Raw genomic sequence first — 11807 nt, 5'->3', positions numbered from 1 at the left:
TTGTTCGGTAGATTTGTATTAATAATTAATGATTTATTACGGGGAGTACGTCATGGCAGGACAGGAGGAGCGAGGGTTCTGGCACGTGGGGGGGGAACGACGCAGAGGGTGAGAGGGGGGGTAGGGGCGCCAGGAGCGCGGAGGGTGGCGGAGGCAACAGCTTAAACGTGAGGCGGCGGGAGGCGTTGTGAGAGAGGGGTCAGGGAAAGGGATGGGGGTAAGCTGGCGCGCGAGGTTTGGTGGACGCTGTGGGGAGGTCAGCAGTGTACGCGCGTGGCATTGTGGGGTGGTGGCGGGGCAGGGGGGCCGGGTGGTGGGGGGAAGGGTGGGGGGTTGGGCGGCGGTGGGGGGGGGGGTGGGGGACGGTTGGTGGATCGTGGAACGTGGGCGAGGATGGTTAAAAGTTGTAGTTGGACTTGAGTAAGTAAGGTAGACGTAGTGCTCTTGACCTTATTTGTAGAGTGAATAACAAAGTTGTAGTATAACGTGGACCGACCCCCCGGCCGGACGAAGCCGCGTCCCACCTGGTTTCTGCGGCCGTCACGGCGAAGTACGTCAGCCAGTGCGGCGGTGGTCCCCTGCGGGAGCCGCTCGTAGCCCCTGCATCCCGCCCACGGGCCGTCCGCCACCTGATGACGTGGTAGCCGGTGGCACCTCGGGGACGGCTCGGACCTCGATGCGCCAGCGCCGCCTGGTACGAAGGTCAGGGAGCCCGTCGACGTCCTTGGTCGCGGATAGCTCGTTGCATCCGACGGTCAGGGGCGCCGGGGCTCAGAAAGTTGACCACCTCGCAGCCCCGGAGGGTGAGGAAAGTTCGCGCGCGTCCCCCAGAGGCTCGAGACGAGTCCTCGAAGGGGTCGGAGACGATCGCCATCCCGCCCAGAGAGGTCAGCACCTCCTGCGGCATGACGAACCTTGTCGCACCGTGCGCGGCGGACCTGCGCACCGGGCCGACGCCTCGGCAACTCGGCGACCGCCGAGGTAGGTGTCCCACACCGTGGGCGGCGGCGTGTGCCTGCCGTCCCGGTCCGCCGTGGGAGTGTGTGGTGTGGCCGACGTGCCGTGGCCACCGCCCTGGCCGTTTCAGGTCGTGTGGCACAAAGGCGCCGAGTACCCGCCGGTCTCCGCGGCCCGGGCTCGCCCTGCCAGCCGAAGAGGTCCCGGTTGTTAGAAGTCGAGCGCGGCGCGCTGGTCCCGGCGCCACTGAGATCGGCCCAGCAGTGCTCGGGCGTAACCGCTGCGTACTGCCGACATGCCTCAGCCTGGGCCCGGCACGGGTCGTCGCCACTACGGTGGCCCGGGGCTACGCCGCGGGCGGCACCATCGCCCGCCGTTACGTCGATACCGGCGCGCGCGCCACACGGCACGTCGTCCAGCGCGATTGCGGCCCCGTCCAGCAGGTGCGGCTCGCCCCGACGGACATCCCGGGCTGCGCGGGGGTCCAGGACCGTGGACACTCCGCCCAACTCGGTCAGTGCAGGCGACGACCACGCGCTCGCCACGGCACGCCGTCCAGGCGCGCTGATCCGCGTACGCCAGCGTCGGGAAGACGCGCCGCGCGCGTTCTCCGATCCCGCTTGGGGTCGTAGTACGTGACCTGCCCGCCCTGGAGGTGGATCCGCCCGTCGACAGTGCAGGCGGGCGAGTCCCGGACGTCGTCCGGTCTAGCTCCGGCGTTGTAACGTCGCCCCAGCACCGGCCACGCTGCCGAGAAGCTGCCGCCCACGGTCTCCCGCGCCAGCTCCACCATTGGCCGCGGCGGCGCATGTTGATGGAGTCGGACCTCGCGGAGGAAGGTCCAGGCCTGGTCGGCGCCGAGCTCGCCCGCCCGCGCCATGAAGGCGCGGATGTCCCTTCGCACAGGCAGCCGCCGCCGAAGCCGATCCCGGACGCAGGACTTCTTCCCGATCCGCTCGTCGTGCCGATGGCCTCCGCCAGCATGGCCACGTCGCCGTCCGCCGCCTCGCAGACCTACGGCATGGCGTTGATGAAGGAGATCTCGTGGCGAGAAGGAGTTCGCGGCGGTCTTGACCAGTCTCGGCGGTCGGGTAGTCGGTGACGACGAAACGGCAGAGCCCTCGCCGACCCGGCCGTCGCGGATACACCTCGACGCAGCACTTCTCCGCGCGCGCTGCGCCCGGGACGCCGACTACGATCCGGTCGGGGTGCAGGTGTCCTCGACGGCGAAGCCTCGCGCAGGAACTCCGGTTCCAGGCGAGCTCCACCTCCGCGCCGGCCGGGGCGAGTTCGGCGATCATGCGCGCCAGCCGGGCCGCGGAGCCCACCGGCACGGTGGACTTGCCGACGACCAGCGCGGGGCGGTGCAGCAACGGCGCGAGCGAGGCGACGGCGGCGTCGACGTACGACATGTCGCACGCGTACTCGCCGTGCTTCTGCGGGGTGTTGACACAGACGAAGTGGACGTCGCCGAACTCCGCGACCTCCTCCCAGGAGGTGGTGAAACGCAGCCGCCCGCTGGAGCCCGCCAGCCCCGCGACATGCTTGCCCAGCAGCTCCTCCAGCCCCGGCTCGTACATCGGGACCTCGGCGCGCGAGAGCATCTCGATCTTCTCGGGGACCACGTCGAGGCCCAGCACCTCGAAACCGAGTTCGGCCATGGCCGCGGCATGGGTCGCGCCGAGATAGCCGGTGCCGATCACGGTGATCTTGGGGGCCATGCGTGCTCCAGAGACGTACGGAGGTGCCGATTGCGTGGCCGAGCATAGTCGGGGCCCCGGTTGGGGAGATTCCGGGTGATCGGGTGCTGTCGGCAAGCTCACGTATCCCGGCCTGGAGCGGCGCCCCTACAATCGCGGTTACTAATCGGTAATTAACATGCGCTCTTGGGGAGTTTCGCCGTGGCGGGAAACAAGGACTTCGACCTGTACAAGGTGTCCGAGGAGCACGACGAGCTCCGCAAGGTCGTGCGCTCGCTGGCCGAGGCGAAGATCGCGCCGTTCGCCACCGAGGTGGACGAGGAGGGCCGCTTCCCGCAGGAGGCCCTCGACGCGCTGGTCGCCGCCGATCTGCACGCCGTGCACGTCCCGGAGGAGTTCGGCGGCGCCGGTGCCGACGCGCTGGCCACGGTCATCGTGATCGAGGAGGTCGCCCGCGTCTGCGCCTCGTCCTCCCTGATCCCGGCCGTCAACAAGCTGGGCTCGCTGCCGGTCGCCCTGTCCGGCTCGGACGAGCTCAAGAAGCGCTACCTGGCCCCGCTGGCCAAGGGCGACGCGATGTTCTCGTACTGCCTGAGCGAGCCCGACGCGGGCTCGGACGCGGCCGGCATGAAGACCCGCGCCGTGCGCGACGGCGACTTCTACGTGCTCAACGGCGTCAAGCGCTGGATCACCAACGCCGGCGTCAGCGAGTACTACACGGTGATGGCCGTGACCGACCCGGAGAAGCGCTCGAAGGGCATCTCCGCCTTCGTCGTCGAGAAGTCCGACGAGGGCGTCTCCTTCGGCGCCCCGGAGAAGAAGCTCGGCATCAAGGGCTCCCCGACCCGCGAGGTCTACCTCGACAACGTCCGCATCCCCGCCGACCGCATGATCGGCGCGGAGGGCACGGGCTTCGCCACCGCGATGAAGACCCTGGACCACACCCGCGTCACCATCGCGGCCCAGGCCATCGGCATCGCGCAGGGCGCCCTCGACTACGCCAAGGGGTACATCAAGGAGCGCAAGCAGTTCGGCCGGGCGATCGGCGAGTTCCAGGGCATCCAGTTCATGATCGCCGACATGGCGATGAAGCTGGAGGCGGCCCGGCAGCTGACCTATGCGGCGGCCGCGAAGTCCGAGCGCCAAGCCGCCGGAGGTGAGAAGGAAGCCCTCACCTTCTTCGGCGCCGCGGCCAAGTGCTACGCCTCGGACGCCGCCATGGAGATCACCACCGACGCCGTCCAACTGCTCGGCGGCTACGGCTACACGCGCGACTACCCGCTGGAGCGGATGATGCGCGACGCGAAGATCACGCAAATCTACGAGGGCACGAACCAGGTGCAGCGCATCGTCATGGCGCGCAACCTGCCGTAGTTCCCTCACGGAGGTCCGGAACGGTCGCTTGCCGCGCGGCCGTTCCGGACCTCGGCGGTGGGGCGTTCCTCAAGGGTGATGTCCACGCCGCGCGCGCTGTGGTGGTAGGCCGGGGAGAAGCCGGCGCGGGCGAGGGCCCGTTCCTGGGACGCGGTGGTGCGGGCGACGTCCTGGCGGGCGCCGGCGGAGACGTGGGTGCAGGTGATGCGCCAGACGCGGGACGTGTGGGCCAGGCGCTGCTGCAGAAGAGCCGGGTCGGCGGGCAGGTTGTCCAGGGCGCCGAGCCCGGCGGCCGTGTCGGCCCTGCCCAGGTCGGGGCGGCCCGTGAACGCCTCCTTGAAGGCGGTGGCGATCAGACCGCACCGGGCGCCGCTGAAGAGGACGGCGTCGCCGGGGGCGTCGTGGATGCGCAGGGTTCTGAGCACTTCGCGGGTGTCCCACGGGCGGCTGTCCTCCTGGCGGATGGCGAGGTGGGACGCGGCGACGGGCACGGCCGTCAGGAGCACGAACAGCACCTGTCGGCGCGGGGGGACGACGGTGGCGGCCGTCGCGAGCAGCAGGGCCAGGGCCGGCAGGCAGAACAGCAGGTAGCGGTAGGCGAAGAGGGGATGGCCGAGGGAGACGGCCAGGAGGAGCAGCGGGGGGACGACCAGCCAGGGCGCGCCGACGGCGAGGGCCAGGGGCGGGGCCTGGTGCCTGCGCAGCACGAGGAAGGTGAGGGCGGTGAGGGCGGTGAGGGTGAGCAGGAGCTTCAGCGCGGTGGGGAGGGTGTCCTGGCCGGGGGTGAGGAGCCAGGTGAAGTAGCTGAGCGGCGTTCCGGCGGTGACCGGTGCGGCGTCGCCCACGGCGGAGCTCTGGGCGGAGCCGAGGATCAGCAGCGGGACGACGGCGGCGACGCCCGCGGCCTGGGCCAGCAGGAGGCGTAGGACGACGCGGCGGCCGGGGCGCCGGAGGGCCACGGTGACCGCGTGGGCGGCCAGCAGAAGCAGTCCCAGTACGTTGAACCAGCCCAGCAGGGCGATGAGTACGGCGTAGCCGGCCACCCACCGGGCCTTGCCGGACAGGGCCTTCACCAGGGCGCCCGTGGCCAGCACGGCCACCGCCATGACGAAGGCGAACGAGCGGGCCTCCTGCGCGTACCGCGACGCGGTCGGCAGAACGGCGAGCAGCAGCCCCGCGTACAGCCCGAGGCGTGGGCCACCGAGCAGCCGCCCCAGCCACACCAGGCCGGCCACCGCGACGGCCACCGCCATCGCGGAGGGCACCCGTGTCAGGAACTCGTTGAGGCCTCCGGCCGCCTGCCCGACCAGGTACATCAGCACGTAGTGCAGGCCGTGCACGGCGTCGACCCGCCCCAGCAGCTCCATCAGCTGCGGCCAGGACCGCCGTGCCACGTCGATGGTGACGATTTCGTCGGTCCATGCGGAGGGGTCCGTGTTCCCCCACACTCCGAGGCCCAGCCCCAGGACCGGCGTCGCCCACCCGGCCGCGCGCGTCCAACGGGCACGGCCGGCGGACGCGCCGGGTATGGCGGAGTGGGGCGAGGTGGCTGTCACGGTGATGCTTTCGTCGCTGGCGTTCCCGCACCGGGTGGTGCCGGGACGGGCGGCGAACAGCATCGTGTGCGACACCGAGCAGGATGCGCCCCCACGTTCGTACCAGTATGTCCCATACCGGCTCAGTGCCCGAAAGGGCGGCGCTCAGCCGTCCAGCTGCCCGATCGTCGCCACCGACGGGCCCCGGCGGGACCGGACGTCCCGCGCGACCGCCTCCGCGTCGCGCAGCACCCGCACGGCGTTCTTCCACGTCAGCTTCGCGAGGTCGGCCTCCGACCAGCCGCGGCGCAGCAGCTCCGCGATCAGGTTCGGGTAGCCGGCCACGTCCGCCAGGTCCGCCGGCGTGAACGCCGTCCCGTCGAAGTCGCCGCCGATGCCGATGTGGTCGACGCCCGCCGCCTCCCGCATGTGGTCCAGGTGGTCCGCGACCGTCGCCGCCGTCGCGACCGGGCGGGGGCGGGACGCCTCAAAGGCGCGGTGGACGGCCATCGCCTCGGCGGTGGTGTCGAGGTGGTGGAAGCCGTGGGCGCGCATGTTCTCGTCCGCCGCCGCGGTCCACTCCACCGCCTCCGGCAGGATGAACTTGGGGACGAACGTGGCCATGGCCACGCCCCCGTTCGCGGCCAGCGAGGCCAGCACGTCGTCCGGCACGTTCCGCGGATGGTCGCAGACCGCCCGCGCCGACGAGTGCGAGAAGATCACCGGCGCCTCGCTCACCCGCACCGCGTCCCGCATCGTGTCGGCGGAGACGTGCGAGAGGTCGACGAGCATGCCGACGCGGTTCATCTCGCGGACGACCTCCTCGCCGAAGCGGGTCAGGCCGCCGGCCCGGCGCTCGTCCGTCGCCGAGTCCGCCCACGGAATGTTGTCGTTGTGGGTGAGGGTCATGTAGCGCACGCCGAGCGCGTACAGGGAACGCAGCGTGGCCAGCGAACAGTTGATGCTGTGGCCGCCCTCGGCGCCCATCAGGGACGCGATGCGGCCCTCCGCCCGCGCCGCCTCCATGTCGTCCGCGGTCAGCGCGAGCCGCAGGTCATCCGCGTAGCGCTCGGTCAACTGCCGGACGATGTCGATCTGTTCCAGCGTGGCGCTGACCGCGTCGTCGCCGGTCATGTCGCTGCGCACGTAGACGGACCAGAACTGGCCGCCCACGCCGCCGGCGCGCAGCCGCGGCAGGTCGGTGTGGAGGCCGGAACCGCTCTGGTCGGTGGCGATGTCGCGCCGGTCCAGGTCGTAGGCGACCTGCTGGCGCAGCGCCCAGGGCAGGTCGTTGTGCCCGTCGACGACGGGGTGCGCGGCGAGCAGTTCGCGGGCGCGGGCGAGTTCGTCCATGGTCACTTCCCGAATCCGAAGCCGGTGGTGCCCTCGACCTTGGCGCGCAGCCGCCGCCCCTTCTCCGTCGCCTCCTCGTTGAGCTCGTCCTGGAAGTGCTGCATACGGGTGCGCAGTCCGCCGTCGTGGGCGGCGAGCATCCGGACGGCGAGCAGTCCGGCGTTGCGGGCGCCGCCGACCGAGACGGTGGCGACCGGCACCCCGGCGGGCATCTGCACGATGGAGAGCAGGGAGTCCATGCCGTCCAGGTACTTCAGCGGCACCGGCACGCCGATCACCGGCAGGGTGGTGACGGAGGCCAGCATGCCGGGCAGATGGGCGGCGCCGCCCGCCCCCGCGATGATCGCCTTGAGGCCGCGGTCCGCCGCGCCCTCCCCGTAGGCGACCATCTCGCGGGGCATGCGGTGCGCGGAGACGACGTCCACCTCGTAGGGGACGTCGAACTCGGCCAGCGCCTGGGCGGCGGCCTCCATCACGGGCCAGTCGGAGTCGGAGCCCATCACGATGCCGACGACAGGGGAACTGCTCATTCGGTGATCGTTCCTCGCAGGTATCCGGCGGCGTGGGCGGCGCGCTCGCGCACCTCCGCCAGGTCGTCGCCGTAGGTGTTGACGTGTCCGACCTTGCGGCCGGGCTTGACGTCCTTGCCGTACATATGGATCTTCAACCCGGGGTCGCGCGCCATGCAATGGAGGTACGCGGAGTACATGTCCGGATAGTCGCCGCCCAACACGTTGGCCATCACGGTCCACTTGGCGCGCGGGCGGGGGTCGCCGAGCGGGAGGTCGAGCACGGCCCGGACGTGGTTGGCGAACTGCGAGGTGATCGCGCCGTCCTGGGTCCAGTGCCCGGAGTTGTGCGGGCGCATCGCGAGCTCGTTGACGAGCACCCGCCCGTCGCGGGTCTCGAAGAGCTCGACGGCGAGGTGGCCGACGACCCCCAGCTCCTTGGCGATCCGCAGGGCGAGCTCCTGCGCGTGCGCGGCGAGTTCGCCGGAGAGGTCCGGCGCGGGGGCGACGACCGTGTCGCAGACGCCGTCCACCTGGATCGACTCGACGACGGGGTAGGCGACGGCCTGGCCGTGCGGGGAGCGGACGACGTTGGCGGCGAGCTCGCGGGCGAAGTCCACCTTCTCCTCGGCGAGGACGGGCACCCCGGCCCGGAAGGGCTCCGCCGCCTCGCGCTCGTCGCGCACGACCCAGACGCCCTTGCCGTCGTAGCCGCCCGCGGACGGTCTTGAGGACGACGGGAAAGCCGTCGCCCTCGTCCGCGAACCGGCGCACGTCGGCCGGGTCGTCCACGATGCGGTGGCGCGGGCACGGGACGCCGATCGCGTCGAGCTTCGCGCGCATCACGCCCTTGTCCTGGGCGTGCACCAAAGCGTCGGGCCCCGGGCGGACGGGGATCCCGTCGGCCTCCAGGGCCCTGAGGTGTTCGGTCGGAACGTGCTCGTGGTCGAAGGTGATGACATCGCAGCCTTGTGCGAAAGCACGAAGGGTGCCGAGGTCGCGGTAGTCACCGATGACCACCTCACTGACGACCTGCGCAGCGGAGTCCTGCGGAGTGTCGCTGAGCAGCTTGAACTGGATGCCGAGGGGGATGCCCGCCTCGTGGGGTCATGCGCGCGAGCTGGCCGCCGCCGACCATGCCGACTACCGGGAACGTCACGCCCCCAGGGTATCCGTACGCACGACCGGCCCCGTCCGGCCCTTGGGCGATCCTCCAAGCGCGGGCCCCCCGCGGGTTCGCCCGGCGTTCATCCACACCCCGGACCGCTCCGGAGCGCGCTCGCTAGCATGGAGGCTTGTGCCCCACGCCCTGACCGCCCATCCACACGGACCCTACGGAGCCTGACGAACCTATGAGTCATCGGCGCACAGTGCGTTCCCGGCTGGAGCGGCTGGCCCGCGAAATCGCCAAGTTCGGCGCGGTCGGCGCCATGGGATTCGTGGTCAACCTCATCGTCTTCAACATCTGCCGGCACGGCCTGGACCTCGCGGTGGTCCGCTCCGGCGTGATCGCCACGGCCGTCGCGATCGCCACCAACTACGTGGGCAACCGCTACTGGACGTACCGGGACTGCGACAGAAGCCGGCGCAGCCGGGAGATGACGCTGTTCCTGCTCTTCAGCGGCGCGGGCCTGGTCATCGAGAACGGCATCCTGGCGCTGTCGCACTACGGGTTCGGCCTGACCTCGTCGCTCGCGGACAACGTCGCGAAGAACGTGGTCGGGCTGGGGATCGGGACGGTGTTTCCGCTTCTGGTCCTACCGGACGTGGGTGTTCCGGACGCGGTCGGCGCAGAGCGCGGCGCCGGCGCGGACTGCCGAATCGTTCCTGGCCGACATCCCGGCGAACGTCCCGCGACAGCGGGCACAGACCCCCTCCCACTCCCGCTAGACGACCGCTCCCGCCGGACGACCGCTCCCGCCGGCCGGCACCGGGCCTCAGCCCTGCTCCGCCTCCATGCTGAGGAACAGGGCGAAGACCGGCGGGCTCTGCTGGAGCAGCTCCAGTCGGCCCCCGTCCGCCTCGGCCAGGTCCCGGGCCACGGCGAGCCCGAGCCCGGTGGAGTTCCGCCCGCTGACCGTCCGCTCGAAGACCCGCGCGCCCAGGTCGGTGGGGACCCCCGGCCCCTCGTCGGAGACCTCGACGACGGCCTGGTTCCCGGTGATCCGGGTGCGCAGCGCGACCGCGCCGTCCCCCGTGCGTCAGGGAGTTCTCGATCAGCGTCGCGAGCACCTGGGAGACCGCGCCGGGCGTGCCCACGGCCCGCAGGCCCTGCTTGCCGGAGCGCACCAGGGCCCGGCCGCCGGCCCGGATCGCGGGCCGCCACTCGTCGAGCTGCTGCTGGATGACCTCGTCGAGGTCGAAGGTGACGGCCGAACCGCTCTTCGGGTCGCGGGAGTTGGTCAGCAGCCGCTGGACGACGTCGGTGAGCCGCTCGACCTGGGTGAGGGCGATCGTCGCCTCCTCCTTGACCGTGTCCGGGTCGTCGGTGAGCGTGATCTCCTCCAGCCGCATGGACAGCGCGGTCAGCGGGGTGCGCAGCTGGTGCGAGGCGTCGGCGGCCAGCCGGCGCTCGGCGGTGAGCATCCGGGCGATGCGTTCGGCGCTGGCGTCCAGGACGTCCGCGACGCGGTCGAGCTCGGGGACGCCGTAGCGGCGGTGCCGGGGGGCGGGGGTCGCCGGAGCCCAGCCGCTCGGCCGTCTCGGCGAGGTCGTGAGCGGGGCGGTGAGCCGGTTGGCCTGCCGGACGGCCAGGAAGACCGCGGCGATCACGGCCAGCAGCGCCACGGTGAGGATCACCAGCAGCGTCCGTCCGACCTCCTTGCTGACCGTCGCCCGGGACTCCTCGACCCGCACGGTCTCGCCGTGCTCGCCGGACTCGGTCGAGGAGATCAGACCGCCCTCGGGGCGGCTGCCGATCTCGATGGGCGTCCGGCCGGGGATCTCGACCCGGGCGTACCGGTCCTCGGTGACCTGGGCGCGCAGCACCCCCGACTCCACCCGCTCGCCCCCGGCCAGCCGGCCCTCGACGATGCTCACCAGCCGCACGGCCTCGGACTGCACGCTTTCGCGCGCGCTGTTCTCGATCGTGCGGGTCTCGACGATGACGAGCGAGATGCCGAAGACGGCGATCACGACGAGGACGACGGCCAGCGTGGAGTTGATCAGTCGACGGCGCACGGCGGTGCTTCGGTCCCGGTTCTCTGAGCGGTCAGTTCTTCTCGAACCGGAAGCCGACGCCCCCGGACGGTGGCGATGTAGCGCGGGTTGGCCGCGTCGTCGCCGAGCTTCTTGCGCAGCCAGGAGATGTGCATGTCGAGGGTCTTGGTGGAGGACCACCAGGTGGTGTCCCAGACCTCGCGCATCAGCTGGTCGCGGGTGACGACCCGGCCGGCGTCCCCGGACGAGCACCCGGAGCAGGTCGAACTCCTTGGCCGTCAGCTGGAGTTCCTCCTCGCCCATCCAGGCGCGGTGGGACTCGACGTCGATCCGGACGCCATGGGTGGCGGTGGCCTGCTGGGGGGACTCGGCGGCACCGCGCCGGAGCAGGGCCCGGACGCGGGGCGAGCAGCTCGGCCAGGCGGAAGGGCTTGGTGACGTAGTCGTCGGCGCCGGCGTCCAGGCCGACGACGGTGTCCACCTCGTCGGCGCGGGCGGTGAGGACGAGGACGGGGAAACCCTGACCTTCGGTGCGCAGCCTGCGGCAGACCTCCAGACCGTCCATGCCGGGCAACCCGAGATCGAGGACGAGCAGATCGACGTCCCCCTTGATCCCGGCGGCAAGCGCGGCCGGACCGTCCTCACGCACCTCCACCTCGTACCCCTCGCGGCGCAGGGCGCGCGCGAGCGGCTCCGAGATGGACGCGTCATCCTCGGCGAGCAGTACTCGGGTCATGGAGGTGATGGTAGTCCGCTCGGGCGCACGTCAGAGCGCACTCCGGAGCACGGGCGGCAACGGATTGCCGAACCTTCTACCACTCCTGAACCGGCGCGAATGGTTCCGTATATCACTGTGATCCACGTCTCAACCCCCTCCAAACCGGGGCGGGGTGTGACGTATGGTTACCGGAAGTCTTGGCACCAATGGGGGACCTTCGGCACGACGGTAACGCCGGAGGTCCCCGTTGTGCACGGGCCCGGAACCCGATCGGCTGCCGCCGGTCCCGTTCCTCAGTGAATGACCTGACGGCCGGGTCCGTCGCGCGAAGGAGCGCGGGGGCGTGGATCCCGGAGTACGGCCGCTCTGCCGGCTCTCCCCAGAGGAGAGGCGAACCCCAAGGGCGTGGGGGCGAGCGGTGCCGTAACCGGTGCCGGCCAACCCCCATACGGGCGCGCAGCAGCTCCACGCGCGTCCTCGGAACCCAAGGATCGACCACATG

At 71.2% G+C, this 11807-nt stretch carries 5 protein-coding genes and 4 pseudogenes; 2 read left to right on the top strand and 7 right to left on the bottom strand.

The features are described 5' to 3' along the window. Positions 1–1664: 1664 nt before the first annotated feature. Positions 1665–2678 (bottom strand): hypothetical protein, encoded by a 1014-nt coding sequence (locus ABD794_RS05365; protein ID WP_425585928.1) that lies wholly within the window; start codon positions 2676–2678, stop codon positions 1665–1667. 180 nt (positions 2679–2858) lie between these two features. Between ABD794_RS05365 and ABD794_RS05360 the strand changes: the two genes are divergently transcribed. Further along, a complete protein-coding gene (locus tag ABD794_RS05360; RefSeq protein ID WP_344961137.1) occupies positions 2859–4031 on the top strand; it encodes an acyl-CoA dehydrogenase family protein in 1173 nt (390 codons plus the stop codon). 5 nt (positions 4032–4036) lie between these two features. On the opposite strand, the gene ABD794_RS05355 is transcribed toward ABD794_RS05360, so the two are convergent. The 4 genes and pseudogenes from ABD794_RS05355 to ABD794_RS05340 form a co-directional block, all read right to left on the bottom strand. Then, the gene (locus ABD794_RS05355) at positions 4037–5662 is read right to left on the bottom strand and encodes a hypothetical protein (RefSeq protein ID WP_344961136.1); all 1626 of its coding nucleotides are present in this window, start codon (positions 5660–5662) and stop codon (positions 4037–4039) included. 69 nt (positions 5663–5731) lie between these two features. Further along, positions 5732–6919: a dipeptidase gene (locus ABD794_RS05350; protein WP_344961134.1), complete on the bottom strand. Its 1188-nt coding sequence runs from the start codon at positions 6917–6919 to the stop codon at positions 5732–5734. 2 nt (positions 6920–6921) lie between these two features. Further along, positions 6922–7449 carry a 5-(carboxyamino)imidazole ribonucleotide mutase gene (purE, locus tag ABD794_RS05345; RefSeq protein ID WP_344961133.1) on the bottom strand — a complete coding sequence of 176 codons (528 nt, stop codon included), beginning with the start codon at positions 7447–7449 and terminating at the stop codon, positions 6922–6924. Beyond that, positions 7446–8566: pseudogene (locus tag ABD794_RS05340) on the bottom strand (5-(carboxyamino)imidazole ribonucleotide synthase). Before ABD794_RS05340 ends, purE begins: the two are co-directional and overlap by 4 nt. 214 nt (positions 8567–8780) lie before the next feature. On the opposite strand from ABD794_RS05340, the pseudogene ABD794_RS05335 reads away from it, so the two are divergent. Beyond that, positions 8781–9318: pseudogene (locus tag ABD794_RS05335) on the top strand (GtrA family protein). A gap of 47 nt (positions 9319–9365) precedes the next feature. Here ABD794_RS05335 and ABD794_RS05330 read toward each other — a convergent pair. Next, positions 9366–10608 (bottom strand): annotated as a pseudogene (locus ABD794_RS05330) (ATP-binding protein). Positions 10609–10639: 31 nt separating this feature from the next. Then, a pseudogene (locus ABD794_RS05325) lies at positions 10640–11323 on the bottom strand (response regulator transcription factor). Positions 11324–11807: the final 484 nt, after the last annotated feature.

This window comes from Streptomyces thioluteus (assembly GCF_039535865.1).
This window is presented reverse-complemented; position numbering and strand designations above follow the sequence as displayed.

Excerpts from the sequence above, each read along its gene's own strand:
- ABD794_RS05365 (WP_425585928.1), bottom strand. The coding sequence starts at position 2,678 with ATGGCCCCCAAGATCACCGTGATCGGCACCGGCTATCTCGGCGCGACC.
- ABD794_RS05350 (WP_344961134.1), bottom strand. The coding sequence starts at position 6,919 with ATGGACGAACTCGCCCGCGCCCGCGAACTGCTCGCCGCGCACCCCGTC.
- purE (WP_344961133.1), bottom strand. The coding sequence starts at position 7,449 with ATGAGCAGTTCCCCTGTCGTCGGCATCGTGATGGGCTCCGACTCCGAC.